Source organism: Sphingomonas sp. AP4-R1 (assembly GCF_013113735.1).
GTDB lineage: Bacteria > Pseudomonadota > Alphaproteobacteria > Sphingomonadales > Sphingomonadaceae > Sphingomonas_I.
Window position 1 is genome coordinate 2,997,977 of record NZ_CP053346.1, and the last position, 16,795, is coordinate 3,014,771.

General features: G+C 64.7%; 19 protein-coding genes. 16 read left to right on the plus strand and 3 right to left on the minus strand.

Annotated elements, in window-relative coordinates; translation table 11 throughout:
- Nucleotides 1-228 precede the first annotated feature (228 nt).
- The 3 genes from HL653_RS13895 to HL653_RS13905 all read left to right on the plus strand — a co-directional run bounded on the left by HL653_RS13895 (nt 229) and on the right by HL653_RS13905 (nt 4,682).
- A complete protein-coding gene (locus HL653_RS13895; RefSeq protein ID WP_171745041.1) occupies nt 229-1,398 on the plus strand; it encodes a PEPxxWA-CTERM sorting domain-containing protein in 1,170 nt (389 codons plus the stop codon).
- A gap of 136 nt (nt 1,399-1,534) precedes the next feature.
- Nucleotides 1,535-4,285, plus strand: coding sequence for a preprotein translocase subunit SecA (gene secA / locus HL653_RS13900; protein ID WP_171745042.1), 2,751 nt, complete (start codon nt 1,535-1,537; stop codon nt 4,283-4,285).
- Between the two features lie 76 nt (nt 4,286-4,361).
- Nucleotides 4,362-4,682 carry a GIY-YIG nuclease family protein gene (locus HL653_RS13905; protein WP_171745043.1) on the plus strand — a complete coding sequence of 107 codons (321 nt, stop codon included), beginning with the start codon at nt 4,362-4,364 and terminating at the stop codon, nt 4,680-4,682.
- 19 nt (nt 4,683-4,701) lie between these two features.
- Here HL653_RS13905 and HL653_RS13910 read toward each other — a convergent pair whose 3' ends face one another.
- Nucleotides 4,702-4,959: an XrtV sorting system accessory protein gene (locus tag HL653_RS13910; RefSeq protein ID WP_171745044.1), complete on the minus strand. Its 258-nt coding sequence runs from the start codon at nt 4,957-4,959 to the stop codon at nt 4,702-4,704.
- A 103-nt stretch (nt 4,960-5,062) separates the two neighbouring features.
- Nucleotides 5,063-5,620, minus strand: coding sequence for a DUF882 domain-containing protein (locus HL653_RS13915; RefSeq protein ID WP_253716862.1), 558 nt, complete (start codon nt 5,618-5,620; stop codon nt 5,063-5,065).
- 181 nt (nt 5,621-5,801) lie between these two features.
- On the opposite strand from HL653_RS13915, the gene HL653_RS13920 reads away from it, so the two are divergent.
- Nucleotides 5,802-6,701 (plus strand): L,D-transpeptidase, encoded by a 900-nt coding sequence (locus HL653_RS13920; protein ID WP_253716864.1) that lies wholly within the window; start codon nt 5,802-5,804, stop codon nt 6,699-6,701.
- Nucleotides 6,698-7,303, plus strand: a complete 606-nt coding sequence (locus tag HL653_RS13925) for a M23 family metallopeptidase (RefSeq protein ID WP_171745046.1) — start codon at nt 6,698-6,700, stop codon at nt 7,301-7,303. Before HL653_RS13920 ends, HL653_RS13925 begins: the two co-directional genes overlap by 4 nt.
- A 132-nt stretch (nt 7,304-7,435) precedes the next feature.
- On the opposite strand, the gene HL653_RS13930 is transcribed toward HL653_RS13925, so the two are convergent.
- Nucleotides 7,436-8,293, minus strand: a complete 858-nt coding sequence (locus tag HL653_RS13930; RefSeq protein ID WP_171745047.1) for a hypothetical protein — start codon at nt 8,291-8,293, stop codon at nt 7,436-7,438.
- Between the two features lie 94 nt (nt 8,294-8,387).
- On the opposite strand from HL653_RS13930, the gene HL653_RS13935 reads away from it, so the two are divergent.
- From HL653_RS13935 to nuoF, 11 genes are all read left to right on the plus strand, one after another.
- The gene (locus HL653_RS13935; RefSeq protein WP_171745048.1) at nt 8,388-9,299 is read left to right on the plus strand and encodes an alpha/beta fold hydrolase; all 912 of its coding nucleotides are present in this window, start codon (nt 8,388-8,390) and stop codon (nt 9,297-9,299) included.
- 400 nt (nt 9,300-9,699) lie between these two features.
- The gene (gene efp / locus HL653_RS13940; RefSeq protein WP_171745049.1) at nt 9,700-10,263 is read left to right on the plus strand and encodes an elongation factor P; all 564 of its coding nucleotides are present in this window, start codon (nt 9,700-9,702) and stop codon (nt 10,261-10,263) included.
- A gap of 130 nt (nt 10,264-10,393) precedes the next feature.
- Nucleotides 10,394-11,212 (plus strand): inositol monophosphatase family protein, encoded by an 819-nt coding sequence (locus tag HL653_RS13945; RefSeq protein ID WP_171745050.1) that lies wholly within the window; start codon nt 10,394-10,396, stop codon nt 11,210-11,212.
- Nucleotides 11,213-11,520: 308 nt separating this feature from the next.
- A complete protein-coding gene (ndhC, locus tag HL653_RS13950; protein WP_171745051.1) occupies nt 11,521-11,898 on the plus strand; it encodes an NADH-quinone oxidoreductase subunit A in 378 nt (125 codons plus the stop codon).
- Nucleotides 11,889-12,440 (plus strand): NADH-quinone oxidoreductase subunit B family protein, encoded by a 552-nt coding sequence (locus HL653_RS13955; protein WP_171745052.1) that lies wholly within the window; start codon nt 11,889-11,891, stop codon nt 12,438-12,440. The genes ndhC and HL653_RS13955 overlap by 10 nt, the downstream gene beginning before the upstream one ends.
- Nucleotides 12,437-13,096 carry an NADH-quinone oxidoreductase subunit C gene (locus HL653_RS13960; RefSeq protein WP_253716866.1) on the plus strand — a complete coding sequence of 220 codons (660 nt, stop codon included), beginning with the start codon at nt 12,437-12,439 and terminating at the stop codon, nt 13,094-13,096. The genes HL653_RS13955 and HL653_RS13960 overlap by 4 nt, the downstream gene beginning before the upstream one ends.
- On the plus strand, nt 13,093-14,358 hold the full coding sequence (locus HL653_RS13965; RefSeq protein WP_253716868.1) for an NADH-quinone oxidoreductase subunit D: 1,266 nt from the start codon (nt 13,093-13,095) through the stop codon (nt 14,356-14,358). Before HL653_RS13960 ends, HL653_RS13965 begins: the two co-directional genes overlap by 4 nt.
- Nucleotides 14,355-14,696 carry a nuclear transport factor 2 family protein gene (locus tag HL653_RS13970; RefSeq protein WP_367613562.1) on the plus strand — a complete coding sequence of 114 codons (342 nt, stop codon included), beginning with the start codon at nt 14,355-14,357 and terminating at the stop codon, nt 14,694-14,696. The genes HL653_RS13965 and HL653_RS13970 overlap by 4 nt, the downstream gene beginning before the upstream one ends.
- Nucleotides 14,696-15,337, plus strand: coding sequence for an NAD(P)H-dependent oxidoreductase subunit E (locus HL653_RS13975; RefSeq protein WP_171745053.1), 642 nt, complete (start codon nt 14,696-14,698; stop codon nt 15,335-15,337). The genes HL653_RS13970 and HL653_RS13975 overlap by 1 nt, the downstream gene beginning before the upstream one ends.
- Complete coding sequence (locus HL653_RS13980) at nt 15,337-15,486, plus strand: hypothetical protein (protein WP_171745054.1); 150 nt, start codon at nt 15,337-15,339, stop codon at nt 15,484-15,486. The genes HL653_RS13975 and HL653_RS13980 overlap by 1 nt, the downstream gene beginning before the upstream one ends.
- Nucleotides 15,483-16,790: an NADH-quinone oxidoreductase subunit NuoF gene (gene nuoF / locus HL653_RS13985; protein ID WP_171745055.1), complete on the plus strand. Its 1,308-nt coding sequence runs from the start codon at nt 15,483-15,485 to the stop codon at nt 16,788-16,790. Before HL653_RS13980 ends, nuoF begins: the two co-directional genes overlap by 4 nt.
- The last annotated feature ends 5 nt before the right edge of the window (nt 16,791-16,795 follow it).

The window sequence follows — 16,795 nt, forward strand, 5'->3', positions numbered from 1 at the left end:
GCCGCCTGCCAGCGCCGGCCCGACACGATGCTTCGTTTGGCCATTGAGCGTCCGCCAAAATGGCGCCGGCAGCGACGGGAATGATCCGGGGTGAGCCGATGCGGCTTGCCGGCACGATCAGGATTGCAGAGCTTCGGCGCGATGGGCGTCGTTGTGCGGCTGCGGGGCTCCACTGCCCGGAACGTGGGTGTTGGGTAGCGTCGTCGCCCTTTGATGGGGTGTGTTGGCATGGCATACGGATGGGGACGACATCTTCGGGCGGTCGGTGCGTTGCTGGGCATGATCGGTGTGGCGGGCGCGGCCCAGGCCGTGCAGTACAGCGTCACCGATCTGGGGGCGCTGGGTGCTTTCGGTCTCGCGAGGGTACTGAACGACAAGGGGCAGGTGGCCGGTACCATAACCACCGCCGGCGACGGGTCGCAGGCTTTCCTCTGGTCCAATGGCGTGATGACCATATTGCCGCTGCCCGGCGATCCGGGGCCGGGACGCGTCGCCCATACGGACGTATCGGGGATCAACGCGTCCGGGGCGGTGGTCGGCACCACGGTCGGCATCGGCTCCATGGGCTATCAGGGCACGTTATGGTCGGGAGGCAGTGTGACCGGCCTCGGCACACTGCCCAACGACAATGAAAGCTATGCGGACGGGATCAACGATGCGGGCGTGATCGTGGGCGCCGTCGGCTATTTTGGCGGCCTGGAGGTCGCCACCTACGACGGGGCCTGGGCCAAATCACCGGTCCTGCCAGGAACCAGTTACACCGGCTATAATGGCCGCGGTGCGATCAACAATCGCGGCTGGTACGTCGTGAATGTCGAGCACGTCCCTCGGCCACCGGAATGCGGGTGCACCGCCGCCAGCGGAGCTTATCTTTTCAAGGATGGCGAAGTCATCAACCTCGGGCTGTTTCCCGGCCATAATTTTCTGGCGGTATCGGCGATCAACGACGATGGCATGATCACGGGCGCCGCCGACGTCGGCAACCTCGAGACGCATGCCTTTTATTACGATGACGGCGCTCTGGTGGACATGGGCGGCTTTCTGGGAGGGTATAGCAGCGCGGCGGGGATCAACAATCTCGGCCAGATCGTGGGCGCTGGCGGCAACAGCGCGTCTCACCCGTCGGCAGTCGCATTTCTCTGGGAACAGGGCGTCTATACGAATCTCAACGATCTGATCGCGCCGGACAGCGGATGGACGCTGACCGGCGCCTACGACATCAACAATGTCGGCCAGATCGTGGGGGCAGGGATGATCGACGGGGAGCGGCGCGCTTTCCTGCTGACGCCGCTTTCGGACGTGCCGGAGCCGGCCAGTTGGGCGCTGATGCTGCTGGGATTCGGCGCGGTGGGGATGGCGATGCGGCGACAGGGAGCAGTACGCGTCGCGTTCGGCTGACGCGCGAGGAAAGGGCACGCTCCCCAAATACAGACGAGCCCGAATTGACGCTGGGGAGCGTGCCACCTATCTGCCCTGCGGTTCGGATGGCCGCCGTTTCGGTGCGTGGTCGTCACTCGTGTTTCAGGGAATTCGCATGTTCGCCGGCATCGCCAAGGCCATCTTCGGGTCGTCCAACGACCGTTACGTGAAGTCGCTCCAGCCCACGCTGGCGAAGATCGCCTCCTATGAGCCCACGCTGCAGGCTCTGTCCGACGACGAGCTGGCGGGCCAGACGGTGACGTTCCGGGCGCGGCTGGCGGCGGGCGAGACGCTCGACGCGCTGCTGCCGGAAGCGTTCGCTACGGTGCGCGAGGCCTCGCGCCGCGTGATGGGCATGCGCCATTTCGACGTGCAGATGATCGGCGGCATCGTGCTCCATCGCGGCGAGATCGCCGAGATGCGGACGGGCGAGGGCAAGACGCTGGTGGCGACGCTCGCCACCTACCTCAACGCGCTGACCGGCGACGGCGTGCATGTGGTGACGGTGAACGACTATCTCGCCAGCCGCGACGCGGGCTGGATGGGGCAGGTCTATCGCTTTCTGGGCCTGACGGTGGGCGTGATCGTGCCCAACCTTTCGGACGAGCAGCGCCGCGCGGCCTATGCGGCCGACATCACCTACGGCACGAACAACGAGTTCGGCTTCGATTATCTGCGCGACAACATGAAGTATGACCGCGGCCAGATGGTGCAGCGGCCCTTCGCGTTCGCGGTGGTGGACGAAGTGGATTCGGTGCTGATCGACGAGGCGCGCACGCCTTTGATCATCTCGGGTCCGACCGAGGACAAGTCCGAGCTGTACAAGCTGATGGACGCGGTCGTGAAGCAGATCGTGCCGGGCGATTACGAGTTCGACGAGAAGGCCCGTTCGGTGATCCTGACCGAGGACGGCACCGAGCGCGTGGAGCGCGCGCTGGAAGCCGCCGGCATGCTGCAGGGCGACAATCTGTATGATTTCGAGAATACGCAGGTGGTGCACCACCTGAACCAGGCGCTGCGCGCCAATGTCGCCTTCAAGCGCGACATCGATTACATCGTGAAGGACGGGAAGGTCATCATCATCGATGAATTCACCGGCCGCATGATGGACGGCCGGCGCTGGTCCGACGGGCTCCACCAGGCGGTGGAGGCCAAGGAGGGCGCGAATATCGAGCCCGAGAACCAGACGCTCGCCTCGATCACCTTCCAGAATTATTTCCGCATGTACCCGAAGATCGGCGGCATGACGGGCACCGCCGCCACCGAGGCGCACGAATTCTACCAGATCTACAAGATCAACGTCGTCACCATCCCGACCAACCTGCCGATCCGCCGGAAGGACGACGAGGACGAATTCTACAAGAATATCGGTGACAAGTTCGCCGCGATCACACAGGCGATCCGCGACAAGCAGGCGAATGGCGGCCAGCCCGTGCTGGTCGGCACCGTGTCGATCGAGAAGTCCGAACTGCTGAGCGAATTCCTGACCAAGGAAGGCGTGAAGCACAATGTGCTGAACGCGCGCTATCACGAGCAGGAAGCGCATATCGTGGCGCAGGCGGGCCGTCTGGGTGCCGTCACGATCGCGACCAACATGGCCGGGCGCGGCACCGACATCCAGCTGGGCGGCAACCTGGAATTCCGGATGGCGGACGAGCATTCGCAGCTGGAAGCGGGCACGCCCGAATATGAGGCCGCCGCCGAGCGCATCCGGGGCGAGATCGTGCTGGAGAAGGAAGCCGTGCTGAACGCCGGCGGCCTCTTCGTGCTGGGCACCGAGCGCCACGAGAGCCGCCGCATCGACAATCAGCTGCGCGGCCGTTCGGGCCGTCAGGGCGATCCGGGCCTGAGCCGTTTCTATCTGTCGCTGGACGACGATCTGCTCCGCATCTTCGGGCCGCAGACGATGTTCGCCAAGATGATGAACAAGAATCTGGAGGATGGCGAGGCGATCGTCAGCCCCTGGATCTCGAAGGCGATCCAGAATGCGCAGGGCAAGGTGGAGGCCCGCAACTACGACATCCGCAAGCAGGTCGTCGAATATGATGACGTGATGAACGATCAGCGCAAGGTGATCTACGAGCAGCGCTCGGACATCATGGATGCGGGCGCGGTGGACGACGTGGTCGCCGACATGCGCGCCGAGACGATCACCACGATCGTCGGCTCCGCCTGCCCGCCGGGCTCCTATCCCGAGCAGTGGGACGTGCCCGCGCTGAAGGAGACGGTGAAGGACGTGCTGGGCCTCGATCTGCCGATCGAGGACTGGATGCAGGAAGAGCGCGTCGAGCCCGAACTGCTGGTGGAGCGGATCCAGTCCGCCTCCGACGTGCAGATGGAGGCCAAGGCGGGCGATATCGGCCAGGACAGCTGGCGCGATCTGGAGAAGAGCGTGCTGCTCCAGACCCTGGACCAGCATTGGAAGGACCATCTCGCGACGCTCGACGCGCTGCGCCAGGTGATCCACCTGCGCAGCTACGCGCAGAAGACGCCGATCAACGAATATAAGTCCGAGGCGTTCGCTTTGTTCGAGCGGATGCTGGAGGCGATCCGCGAGGACGTGACGCGCACGCTTTCGAACCTGACGTTCCAGATGGCGCCGTCTCCGTTCGAGAACCTACCGCCGATGCCGGACTTCATCACCACGCATATCGATCCGCTGACCGGGCTGGACGACAGCGCGGACGTGGATGCGGGAACGGCGGGTCTGATCTCCACGCGCCTGCCTCCGTTCCAGATCGCACCGCCGACGATGCCGGCGGAACTGAACAGCGATCCCAATTCGCTGGACGGCAAGATCAGCCGCAACGCTCCGTGCCCGTGTGGATCGGGGCAGAAGTACAAGCACTGCCACGGGCAGCTGTAAGGCTGGGGGACAGCATTTTCTAACCCGTTTGCACTGAGCTTGTCGAAGGCCCGTCCTTCCCCCTTAGCTTCGGCCCATGCGCTTCTGGGTCTATATGCTGCATTGTCGGGGCGGGGCGTTTTACATCGGACATACCGACGATCTGGATCGGCGCATCGCCGAGCATCAGGCGGGTGCGATTGCGGGGTTCACCGCCGAGCGTTTGCCGGTCGAACTGGTCCGGTCCGAAAATTTGGACATACGGATCGAGGCGCTTCAGGCCGAGCGCAGGCTCAAAGGGTGGAGCCGCGCCAAGAAAATGGCTCTGATCCGGGGCGATTGGGATGCTGTCGCGCGGCTCGCGCGCAGCAAGAAGGACGGGCCTTCGACAAGCTCAGGCCAAACGGAGGAGGTTTAGCTCCTCCTTTCGACGTAGCTTAGCGGAAGCCCTTGAGGGGCTTCAGCGCGTACCAGACATAGGCCACGGTCGCGACAAGAACGACGATCGCCGCCACGTCGTGATAGGGAATATCCTCGTGATTGCCGAGATAGTTGGCGACCGCGCAGCCGACGGAGGCGGCCAGATACTGCCAGATGCTGTCTTCCGGTTCGCCCTCGGTGGAGGAACGCTGGAGGAACAGGACGATGAGGCCGGCGAAGATCGCCACCGTCACCCAATCGTAAATCGTTTCCAAGGTCGCTTCCTCCCTGCTGCTGCGCGCGATGCCACGCGGCAGCGGGCCCTGACAATCCTTAGTCCGATAATTGTTGCGTACAGGCTAAGCCGGTCGCGTTAATTTACCAGCTGCGGACGCGCCCCGTGTCGACATGGACGAAGCCGTCCTTTGGATAATAGCCGACGCCGCCCGCCTGCATCGCCATCGCGGCCATCTTCAGCCGCTCCAGCGGAACGCCGGGGACGTGCAGGTCGGTTGCCTTGCCGAGCATGTGCTGGCTCTTGGTGGCCACGCCGGTATGCGCGCCGCCGCGGGCGCGCAACGCCGCGTTCGTGACGGGCGAGCGATAGCCGGAGATCAGATCGATCTTCGTGCGCGGATCGACGCCGAGCGTATCGCGGATGCGCGAGATCAGCAGCATCAGCTGCGGATCCATCTGCGTCTCCTCGTTGTTCCGCCAGTCGCGCAGGCCGAAGTTCAGCTCGGCCAGACCCTGCTTGTCCCAGCCATCCGCGCCGAAGAAACGGGCATCGACCGTATCGTTGGTGTGAATGTTGCGGAACGCGATGCGCCGCTCCGGCAAGGCCGCGAAGGCGCCCTTGGTGGCGATGGTCGAAGCTGCACCCAGTGCAAGCGCTCCGCCGAGAAGCCGGCGGCGGCCGATATTCATATCCAGCATTCAGATCCCGCTCTGGAAATTACGCCCCAGCGGCGCGTTGAACTTTTGCCCGAAAGCAAAATAGGGGATGCCACGCGTGCGTAAAACTTTGGTTTCCGTCATTTACCTTACGATTCTAACGTCTTGTCCTCTTTCCCTCGCGGGGGCCGCCCCACCGGCCGCCGCGCCCTCCCCGGAAACGTTGCGGATTCAGGTGCTTCTCGATCGGCTGGGCTTCTCGCCGGGCGTGCTGGACGGGCAGGCGGGGCTCTCGCTGGAGCGCGCGCTGAAGGGCTATCAGGCGGCGAACGACCTGCCCGAAAGCGGCAAGCCGGACGAAAAGACGCTGGCCGCGCTCGACGTGCACAAGGATGTCGCCGCGACCGTGGACGTCACGCTGGGCGACGGCGATTTCCGGGGGCCGTTCGTGGGGCCGATTCCCCGGAGCGAGGCGAAGCAGGCGGCATTACCCGCCATGGGCTATGCCGATCCGACCGAGGCGCTGGCCGAGCGCTTTCACACCACGCCGGCGCTGCTGCGCTCGCTCAACGGGGCGGACATGAAGGTGGTGCAGGGCGTGACGCTGAAGGTGCCCAACGTGCTGCCCGCCAGCACGGCCTATCCCGCCAGCTTCAAGCCCGAATGGAGCGCGACGTTGGCTTCGCTCAGCGTCTCTGCGGATCAGCCCAGGGCGGCGAAGCTGGTGGTCGACAAATCGGACGGCGTGCTGCGCGCCTATGACGAGGCGGGCAAGCTGATCGCGCAATTCCCGGTGACGACGGGCAGCCAGCATGATCCGCTGCCGATCGGCAATTGGAAGATCCAGGGGACGAGCTTCCTGCCGCCCTTCCACTTCAATCCGAAGCTGTTCTGGGACGCCAAGGCGGGCGAGCAGAAGCAGGTGCTGAAGCCGGGCCCGAACGGGCCGGTGGGCGTCGTCTGGATGGATCTGGACAAACCGCATTACGGCATCCACGGAACCCCGATGCCTGAAAATATCGGCCGCACCGAAAGCCATGGCTGCATCCGCTTGACCAACTGGGATGCGGCGCGCCTTTCGATGATGGTGAAGCCGGGCACGCCCGCTATCTTCCAGCCATGACGCGCACCGGCGCCTGGATCCTGCTGTTCATCCTCGCGGTGGTCGGCGGGGTGTGGTGGCTGGCGAGCCGGAGCGGGCCGGTGACGGAGGTGACGGCGGAACCGGCATCCGCGAAAAGCGCGTCCGCCGCCCCGGCGCGCCTGCCGCCGTCGCCTTATGCGCCGTCGCGGGCGAGCGGGCTGATCATCCCGGTTAACGGCGTCTGGCAGGCGGGGCTGACCGACACGTGGGGTGATGCGCGCGGCGACGGCACGCGCGAACATCATGCGATCGACATCATGGCGCCGAAGGGCACGGCCGTCGTCGCGGCGGCGGCGGGGACGGTGGAGAAGATCTTCGAGAGCCAGAATGGCGGCCACACCGTCTATGTGCGGAGGACCGATCCTGCGTGGGTGGATTATTACGCCCATCTCGATGCTTATGCGCCGAATTTGAAAGAAGGTCAGAAGCTGGGGCAGGGAGATCTGATCGGCGCGGTGGGATCGACCGGCGATGCGAGCGAGGAGGCTCCGCACCTCCATTACGAGATCAAGAGGATGGGGCCGGGGGACAAGTGGTGGCAGGGGACGGAGGTGAATCCCTATCCGCTGCTGGCCCGATAAAGGGCGTGGTATCGCGCGCGGTGGACCACCAGATTCGATCGATGCTTGCGCCCCGGTTGGCCGCCGCCAGCGGCGTGAGTGTCGCCCGTTCCTTCGTGTCGTGAACCGGGCTGCGCGCGGTGTCGATCGCGCCTAGCGTCGCGCTTTATCCCCGAAGCATTCGGGCGGAAATGATGACACGGGATCGCTAGACGGATCCTGCGGATTGACGATGGGGATGATGCTGCGGATCTCGTCGGGATGGAGGAAGGCGATCGAAGAGGGCGTGGCGAGCGCGATACCCTTCTCGCCTTCCATCACGATGTTTCCGCAAAAGATGCCCTGCGGTGTGACATATTCGAAATTGGCAGGGAGCCGCGGAAACAAGAGGCTGAATATCGTTCGCTCACTGAAAAAAGATGCATAGCCGCTGGATGACGCAACCAGAAGGCTGATGGGAATGAAGAGCAGCACGAAAAACAGCGATACGGACGATATGCAGGCATAACTGACCTGCCGCACGATCTGCTCGGGTGCGGGGAGGCGTCCCGTCCGGGCAAGGTCCAGAAGCTGCCGCCGCCGCCGCTGCTCTTTCGCGGAGCCGGCATGGATCAGATCGGGGTTCGCCATCAGTTCTGCTGCCAGACGGGACCGGCCGTTTAAGACGCGAAGGCCAGCCACTCCGACCAGAAAACAAACCCCGATGCTGCCGGCTAGGAAGATCGCCGCCAATACGAAGAAGCCAAGAGCGCCGGATTGGGTGCCCCGCAGCAAGATCAGGTAAAGGTTTGGCTGGATCGCGCTCAGGGGTATGCCAAAACTATCCTGAAAATATTTGTAGGAATATATTCCGGAGACATAAGCGAAGGCCGACATGGCGGCGATCAGCATGCTGGCGAGCGGCAGGACGCCGGTAATGCCTGATCGGGCAAGGCGTATTGTTTCGGCGCGGACCATCAATCCGGTGGCTGGGCCAGAAACATGACTCTCGGGATTGTCCGGCTGCTCCATTGGCAAACAATAGCAGGGCCTGGAAGCGATAGAAATGATGGTGCGTTTCTACGCCGTAACGTAGGATCACAGATCGACGGAGCGGGAGATCTGAATGCTGAGAGCGATATTGCTGGGGCTGATCCTTGCCGCCCCTGCCTCCGCGCAGGTGGAGCCTTATCCACTCGCCTTCCGCATTCAGCCCGTCGCCACGAGCGGCACGACCTTGCACGTCCGCATCGGCGGCACGGGGCCGGCGGTGGTGCTGCTCCACGGCTATGGCGAGACGGGCGACATGTGGGCGCCGCTGGCGGCCGATCTGATGCGCGATCACACCGTGATCGTGCCCGATCTGCGCGGCATGGGCCTCTCCGGCCAGCCGGCGGGCGGCTATGACAAGAAGACCGAGGGCCAGGATATCGCCGGCGTGCTGGACGCGCTGAAGATCGGCAAGGTCGATGTCGTCGCGCACGATATCGGCAACATGGTGGCCTTCGCGTTCGTGTTCGAGCATCCGGAGCGGGCGACGCGGCTGGTGCTGATGGATGCGCCGATCCCCGGCATCGGGCCGTGGGAGGAGATCCTCAAGAGCCCGCTGCTCTGGCATTTCCGCTTCGGGGGACCGGACATGGAGCGGCTGGTGGCGGGGCGCGAGCGCATCTACCTCGACCGCTTCTGGAACGAATTTTCGGCGACGCCCGCCAAGTTCAGCGAGGCATCCCGCCGGCATTATGCCGAGCTGTATGCGCGGCCGGGCGCGATGCATGCGGGCTTCGCGCAGTTCGCGGCGTTCGATCAGGACGTGATCGACGACCGCGCTTTTCTGGCGGCGAAGGGCAAATTGCCGCTGCCGGTGCTGGCGATCGGGGGCGACAAGAGCTTCGGCCCGATGATGGCGATCGTGGCGGGCGCGGCCTTCACCAACGTGACCGGGCTGGTGGTGCCGGAGTCGGGCCACTGGCTGATGGAGGAGCAGCCCGCGGCGACGGTGAAGGCGATCCGCGCGTTTCTGGACAAGCCGCTTTAGGCAATTCGATATCGGGATTTCTCGTGCGGTGATCCCGATCCCGCTCATTCTGGGAAACCGGCCGAAAAGTCGGCACCCACCCCGACCCGTTCGTGCTGAGCGCAGTCGAAGCACGGGCTGCTGGTGGCGCATTCGGAGCACGTTCTTCGACTGCGCTCAGAACGAACGGAAAATGTGAGGCGTTCGAGGGCCCCTTCGATCGGCGCTCAGGATGAGCGAAGATGGCGGATGTCGCTCCGCCTTGGGGTAAGCAGACCGGCAAAAAAAGCGGGCCGGCGAGAGGGGCGCGGCACTGGCAGGCGGGCCTTGGGGTGGCGCCCATCTTGCCCGAAACGCGCTCGGCGGCTAAGGGCGCGCGCCTGCCCCTCGTGGGCCAGCTCTTTCCAAATGCGAGACGCACATGAAGATCAGCGGCGTGGACATCCGTCCCGGCAACATCATCGAATATGAGGGCGGCATCTGGAAGGCCGTCAAGATTCAGCACACCCAGCCGGGCAAGGGTGGCGCCTACATGCAGGTCGAGATGAAGAACCTCATCGACGGCCGCAAGAACAATGTCCGCTTCCGCTCGGCCGAGACGGTGGAGCGCGTGCGCCTCGACACGAAGGACTTCCAGTTCCTGTTCGCCGACGGCGACCTGCTGACCTTCATGGACAAGGAAAGCTATGAGCAGATCACGCTTTCGCGCGACCTGCTCGGCGACTCCGCCGCCTTCCTGCAGGAGAGCGCGGACGTGGTGATGGAGCTTTACGACGAGCGCCCGATCTCGGTGCAGCTGCCCGACACGATCGAAGCGATGATCGTGGAGGCCGATGCCGTGGTGAAGGGGCAGACCGCCTCGTCCAGCTACAAGCCGGCGATCCTTGACAATGGCGTGCGCGTGATGGTGCCGCCGCATATCGCCAGCGGCACCCGCATCGTGGTGGATACCGCGACCGGAGAATATGTCCGCCGCGCGGATTGATGCCTGAACTCCCCTCCCGCTTGCGGGAGGGGCCGGGGGTGGGCATTCCACCCCTGACGCGATCGCGCACGCCGATGGCGCGCTGCCCACCCCCAGCCCCTCCCGCACGCGGGAGGGGGGAGTTTTGTCTATGGTTGCCCATTCTGGCCTCATCACTGTCATGGAGCGCGCGGCGCGCAAGGCCGCGCCGAAGCTGCGGCGTGACTTCAACGAGGTCCAGCAGCTGCAGGTCAGCCGCAAGGGGCCGGCCGACTTCGTCAGCCAGGCGGATCGCCAGTCCGAGCAGACGCTCTATGAGGAACTGAAGAAGGCCCGGCCCGACTGGGGCTTCCTGGGCGAGGAAGGCGGCACGCGCGAGGGCGATCCGACCAAGCCGCGCTGGATCGTCGATCCGCTCGACGGGACGACCAACTTCCTCCACGGCATCCCGCACTTCGCGATCTCGATCGCGGTGGAAGAGCCGCGTCCGGACGGGCGGGGCGAGATCACGCAGGGCCTCGTCTATCAGCCGCTGACCGACGAGAGCTTCTGGGCCGAGAAGGGCCGGGGCGCGTGGCTGCAGGACAAGCGCCTGCGGGTTTCGGCGCGGCGCGAGCTGCCGGATTCGCTGATCGCGACGGGCATTCCCTTCATGGGGCACGGCGATTTCGAGCAGTGGACCAAGATCTTCGCGATGGTCGGCCCGCAGGTTTCGGGCATCCGCCGGTATGGCGCGGCCGCGCTGGACCTCGCCTGGGTGGCGGCGGGCCGGGTCGATGCCTTCTGGGAGAGCGATCTCGCCCCGTGGGATGTCGCGGCGGGCGTGCTGCTGGTGAAGGAAGCGGGCGGCTTCGTCACCGATTTCCGGGGCGCCGATCAGGCGATGGAGCGCAACCAGTTCCTCGCCGCCAGCGACGGCATCCATTCCAAGCTGCTGAAGCTGGTCGCGACCGCGCTGCGGAAGAACTGACGCCCGAGTCTTTTTGCGCTGTGGGGCGGGGGGACTCGGGCCTTCCGCCCCACATCCGCATGCGGGCCGGCTGCTTCGGCGGGATGGAAATCCGTCCCGTCACGCGAGTGTGACGCCCGAACTCTTTCACATTCATGTCTGACAGACACGATCCGGCAGCGATGCGGCGGGGCGTGCCTGTTATCGCCCGGAAGTGGGCTTTTTGCGAATGATTCTCACATCCTCGGCGGCTTGCTTCGCAGATGCGGCAAGCTTAGGGGGTTCGTGTGAACGGACAGCTAGCCTGTCCCGTACGGAGTAGGGAATCGATGGCTGCAGTCGCTGCCGGATATCTGCCGATCCTGATGTTTCTCGGCATTGCCGTGCTTCTTTCGACGGCCTTCGTCGTGCTGCCGATCCTCGCTTCGAAGCTGACCGGATCGTCCAAGCCGACGCCGGAGAAGCTGGCGGAATATGAATGCGGTTTCCCCGCATTCGAAGACAGCCGCGCGCAATTCGACGTGCGATTCTATCTCGTGGCGATTCTGTTCATCGTGTTCGATCTGGAAGCGGCGTTCCTGTATCCGTGGGCGGTCGCGCTGGGCGGGATCGGCTTCGTCGGCTGGGGCGCCATGATGGTGTTCCTGATCGAACTCGCGGTGGGCTTCGCATACGCGTGGAAAAAGGGAGCTTTGGAATGGGAGTGACGCTGCCAGCGGCGCTCGACCCGCACTTTCCCGAAGGCAAGGCGCCGGATCAGGCCTTCTTCACCGACCTCAGCGCCGAGGTGATGGACAAGGGCTTCCTCGTCACTTCGACCGAGGAGTTGTTCCAGTGGGCGCGCACCGGCTCGCTGTGGTGGATGACCTTCGGCCTCGCCTGCTGCGCGGTGGAGATGATCCACGTCAACATGCCGCGTTATGACATGGAGCGCTTCGGCGCCGCGCCGCGCGCGTCGCCGCGCCAGTCGGACGTGATGATCGTGGCCGGCACGCTCTGCAACAAGATGGCTCCGGCGCTGCGCCGCGTCTATGATCAGATGTCGAACCCGAAGTATGTGATCTCGATGGGATCCTGCGCCAACGGCGGCGGCTATTATCACTATAGCTATTCCGTGGTGCGCGGCTGCGACCGGATCGTGCCGATCGACATCTATGTGCCGGGTTGCCCGCCGACCGCCGAGGCTCTGCTCTACGGCCTGATGCAGCTGCAGCGGAAGATCCGCCGCGTGGGGACGATCGAACGGTGAGCTTTCCGCGCTACGCATCCAACGAAGGCGTGATCGAGGCGGCGCAGGCCGCTCTCGGCGACATGCTGCTTTCCGCATCCGAGCATGTGGGCGAGATCCGGCTGGACATCGCGCGCGACAAGGTGGCCGAGGCGCTGCGCGTGCTGCGCGACGATCTGGCCTATCAGCAGCTGATGGAGATTGCCGGCGTCGACTATCCGGAGCGCGCCGAGCGCTTCGAGGTGGTCTACATGCTGCTCTCGGTGACGAAGAACCACCGGCTGCGCGTGCATGTCTCCACCGACGAGATGATGCCGGTGCCGTCCGTGACGGGCGTGTACCGTGTCGCGGGCTGGCTGGAGCGCGAAGTGTACGACATGTACGGCGTGCTGTTCGACGGCAATCCGGACCTGCGCCGCATCCTGACCGACTATGGCTTTCGCGGCCATCCGCAGCGCAAGGACTTCCCGCTCTCCGGCTTCGTCGAGCTGCGTTACTCCGAGGAAGAGAAGCGCGTCGTCTACCAGCCGGTGAAGCTGGCGCAGGATTTCCGCACCTTCGATTTCACGAGCCCGTGGGAAGGCGCCGATTATGTGCTGCCCGGCGACGAGAAGGCCCACGCGCCGCAGGCGCCCGGCGCCCCGACGCCGCTGAAGGCCGATGAGGTGAAGAAATGAGCGATCCCGCAACGATCGTGGCCGATCCGCACGCCGGCGAGATCCTCGCGGCCGAAGGATTCGCCGTGCCGGCGCATGCCGATACGGGTGAGGTTTCGATCGCCAATTACACGATCAATTTCGGCCCGCAGCATCCGGCCGCGCACGGCGTGCTCCGCCTCGTGATGGAGCTGGACGGCGAGATCGTCGAGCGCTGCGATCCGCATATCGGCCTGCTGCACCGCGGCACCGAGAAGCTGATCGAGTACAAGACCTATCTGCAGGCGCTGCCGTATTTCGACCGGCTGGATTACTGCTCGCCGCTGAACATGGAGCACAGCTATGTGCTCGCGGTGGAGAAGCTGCTGGGCATCGAGGTGCCGCTGCGCGCGCAATATCTGCGCGTGCTGTTCGCCGAGGTCAGCCGCATCTGCAATCACATGCTGAACCTCGGCAGCCACATCATGGACGTCGGCGCGATGACGCCGAACCTGTGGCTGTTCGAAATCCGCGAGGATTGCCTCAATTTCTTCGAGCGGGCCTCCGGCGCGCGCATGCACTCGGCCTATTTCCGGCCGGGCGGCGTGCATCAGGACGTGCCGCTGAAGCTGCTGACCGACATCGGCGACTGGGTGGATAACCGCTTCGGCATCTTCGAGGATGCGATCAGCCTGGTGGCGGACAACCGCATCTGGAAGCAGCGCAACGTCGACATCGGCATCGTCTCCAAGGAAGACGCGCTGGCATGGGGCTTCTCCGGCCCGATGATCCGGGGCGCGGGCATTCCGTGGGACATCCGCAAGAGCCAGCCCTACGACGTCTATGATCGCATGGACTTCGAGGTGCCGGTCGGCACCAACGGCGACTGCTATGATCGCTTCATGGTGCGCGTGGAGGAGGTCCGCCAGTCGATGCGGATCATCAAGCAGTGCCTGAACGAGATGCCGGAAGGCCCGATCGCCAGTCTCGACCGCAAGGTCGTGCCGCCCAAGCGCGGCGAGATGAAGCAGTCGATGGAAGCGCTGATCCATCACTTCAAGCTCTACACGGAAGGTTTCCACGTTCCGGCGGGCGACGTGTATGTCGCGACCGAGAGCCCGAAGGGCGAGTTCGGCGTCTATCTGGTGAGCGACGGGACCAACAAGCCCTATCGCTGCAAGATCCGCCCGACCGCGTTCAGCCATCTGCAGGCGATGGACTTCATGATGAAGGGCCACATGCTGGCGGACACGACCGCGATCCTCTCCGCGATCGACATCGTGTTCGGCGAGTGCGACCGGTGAGCAAGACCCGCTTCGACCTGCTCGACCAGATGATCGAGCGCTACAATGCGGGCGACGCCGAGGGCTATTCGGCCTTCTTCGCCAAGGACGGCGTGGAGGCGATGTATCGCGGCGCGGACCTGCGCGTGGGCCGGGACGGCGTGCGCGACGGCAACGCCAAGACCTTCGCCGATTTCCCGCAGAACCGGGCGATCGTGCTGGAGCGGCAGGCGTTCGGCGAGTTCGTGACGCTGCACGAGCGCGTGTGGCGGACGCCCGAGGGCGATCCGTTCGAGGTGATGTCCATCTATTCCTTCGATGGCGACGACAAGATTTCGCGCGTGGAGTTCGTGCGCTGATGGCTGACGCAGTTCAAATCCCCGACGAGGCAGAAACCCGCGCGCGCTGGGGCAATTTCGCGTGGACCGAGGCCAATGCGGCCAAGGCCAAGGAAGTGTTCGGCCGCTACCCCAAGGGTCGCGAGCATTCGGCGATCATGCCGCTGCTCGATCTGGCGCAGCGCCAGGTGGGCGCCGAGACGCAGACGCAGGGCTGGCTGCCCGTGCCGGTGATCGAATATGTCGCGGCCCAGTGCGGCATGCCGTATATTCGCGCCCTGGAAGTCGTCAGCTTCTACACGATGTACAATATGGCGCCGGTCGGTCGCTATCATGTGCAGGTGTGCGGGACGACGCCGTGCATGCTGCGCGGCTCGGACGACGTGCTGGACGCCTGCTACAAGAAGGGCCTGAAGAAGGGCGCGACGACGCCCGACGGCCTGTTCACGCTGACCGAGGTGGAATGCCTGGGCGCGTGCGTGAATGCGCCGATGGTGCAGATCAACGACGACAATTACGAAGACCTGACCTTCGAGAGCACGACCGCGATCCTCGAGGCGCTGGCGCGCGGCGAGACGCCGAAGCCCGGCCCGCAGGTTTCGGACCGGTTCCTGTCCTCGCCGAAGGGCGGGCCGACCGTGCTGAAGGAGTTCACCTCCTGATGCCTTTGATCCTTTCGATCATTCTGGCCGTCGTGGTGCTCGTGCTGGTCATCAAGCTGGCGCTGAGCGTGATCTTCGCCGCTGTGGGCATCGCGCTGGCGGTGGCCGTCTATTTTATCGCTGAGAAGCTTGTGGGGCAGGGCCGATGATCGCCTCGATCGACGACAAGGACCGGATCTTCACCAACATCTACGGCTTCCAGGATTGGGGCGTAGAGGGTGCGATCAAGCGGGGTGACTGGGACAATACCAAGGACCTGATGGTTCGCGGGCAGGACCAGATCATCGAGGACATCAAGGCGAGCGGCCTGCGCGGCCGTGGTGGCGCGGGCTTCCCGACCGGCATGAAGTGGAGCTTCATGCCCAAGGAACACAAGCCCGGTAAGCCGAGCTTCCTGCTGATCAACGCCGACGAATCCGAGCCGGGCTCGTGCAAGGATCGCGAGATCCTGCGCCACGATCCGCACAAGCTGCTGGAAGGCGCGCTGATCGCGGGCTTCGCGATGCGCGCGCGCGCCGCCTACATCTACATTCGCGGCGAGTTCATCCGCGAGGCGGAGAATCTCTTCGCCGCCGTGGAGCAGGCCTATGCCAAGGGCTTCCTGGGCAAGAACGCGGCCGGCTCCGGCTACGATTTCGACGTGTTCGTCCACCGCGGCGCCGGCGCCTACATCTGCGGCGAGGAAACCGCGCAGATCGAGAGCATCGAGGGCAAGAAGGGCCAGCCGCGCCTGAAGCCGCCCTTCCCGGCGGGCGTGGGCCTGTTCGGCTGCCCGACGACCGTGAACAACGTGGAATCGATCGCGGTGGTCCCCACGATCCTGCGGCGCGGGCCGAGCTGGTTCGCCGGCATCGGCCGCGAGAAGAACCAGGGCACCAAGCTCTTCCAGATCAGCGGCCACGTGAACAATCCGTGCGTCGTGGAAGAGGCGATGGGCATCAGCTTCCGCGAACTGATCGAGAAGCATTGCGGCGGCATTCGCGGCGGCTGGGACAATCTCCTCGCCGTGATCCCCGGTGGCTCTTCGGTGCCGCTCGTCCCGGCGGCGCAGATCATGGACGCGCCGATGGATTTCGACGGCCTGCGCGAACTGGGCTCGGGCCTCGGCACGGCGGCGGTGATCGTGATGGACAAGTCCACCGACATCGTCCGCGCGATCAGCCGGATCAGCTATTTCTACAAGCATGAGAGCTGCGGCCAGTGCACGCCGTGCCGCGAGGGCACCGGCTGGATGTGGCGCGTGATGGAGCGTCTGCGCACCGGCGAGGCCGATCTGCGCGAGATCGACATGCTGCAGGAAGTGACCAAGCAGGTGGAAGGCCACACGATCTGCGCGCTGGGCGATGCCGCCGCGTGGCCGATCCAGGGCCTGATCCGCCATTTCCGCCCCGAGATCGAAAAGCGGATCGCCGACTATCGCGCGACCGACACGCTCGCCGTGGCGGCGGAGTAAGAGAT

What these genes read in the sequence shown, in the direction of transcription:
- HL653_RS13980 (WP_171745054.1), top strand. Translation starts at nt 15,337, where the DNA reads ATGCCTTTGATCCTTTCGATCATTCTGGCCGTCGTGGTGCTCGTGCTG.
- HL653_RS13930 (WP_171745047.1), bottom strand. Translation starts at nt 8,293, where the DNA reads ATGGAGCAGCCGGACAATCCCGAGAGTCATGTTTCTGGCCCAGCCACC.
- nuoF (WP_171745055.1), top strand. Translation starts at nt 15,483, where the DNA reads ATGATCGCCTCGATCGACGACAAGGACCGGATCTTCACCAACATCTAC.
- HL653_RS13955 (WP_171745052.1), top strand. Translation starts at nt 11,889, where the DNA reads ATGGGAGTGACGCTGCCAGCGGCGCTCGACCCGCACTTTCCCGAAGGC.
- secA (WP_171745042.1), top strand. Translation starts at nt 1,535, where the DNA reads ATGTTCGCCGGCATCGCCAAGGCCATCTTCGGGTCGTCCAACGACCGT.
- efp (WP_171745049.1), top strand. Translation starts at nt 9,700, where the DNA reads ATGAAGATCAGCGGCGTGGACATCCGTCCCGGCAACATCATCGAATAT.
- HL653_RS13905 (WP_171745043.1), top strand. Translation starts at nt 4,362, where the DNA reads ATGCGCTTCTGGGTCTATATGCTGCATTGTCGGGGCGGGGCGTTTTAC.
- HL653_RS13925 (WP_171745046.1), top strand. Translation starts at nt 6,698, where the DNA reads ATGACGCGCACCGGCGCCTGGATCCTGCTGTTCATCCTCGCGGTGGTC.
- ndhC (WP_171745051.1), top strand. Translation starts at nt 11,521, where the DNA reads ATGGCTGCAGTCGCTGCCGGATATCTGCCGATCCTGATGTTTCTCGGC.
- HL653_RS13935 (WP_171745048.1), top strand. Translation starts at nt 8,388, where the DNA reads ATGCTGAGAGCGATATTGCTGGGGCTGATCCTTGCCGCCCCTGCCTCC.
- HL653_RS13975 (WP_171745053.1), top strand. Translation starts at nt 14,696, where the DNA reads ATGGCTGACGCAGTTCAAATCCCCGACGAGGCAGAAACCCGCGCGCGC.
- HL653_RS13965 (WP_253716868.1), top strand. Translation starts at nt 13,093, where the DNA reads ATGAGCGATCCCGCAACGATCGTGGCCGATCCGCACGCCGGCGAGATC.
- HL653_RS13945 (WP_171745050.1), top strand. Translation starts at nt 10,394, where the DNA reads ATGGTTGCCCATTCTGGCCTCATCACTGTCATGGAGCGCGCGGCGCGC.
- HL653_RS13915 (WP_253716862.1), bottom strand. Translation starts at nt 5,620, where the DNA reads ATGCTGGATATGAATATCGGCCGCCGCCGGCTTCTCGGCGGAGCGCTT.
- HL653_RS13895 (WP_171745041.1), top strand. Translation starts at nt 229, where the DNA reads ATGGCATACGGATGGGGACGACATCTTCGGGCGGTCGGTGCGTTGCTG.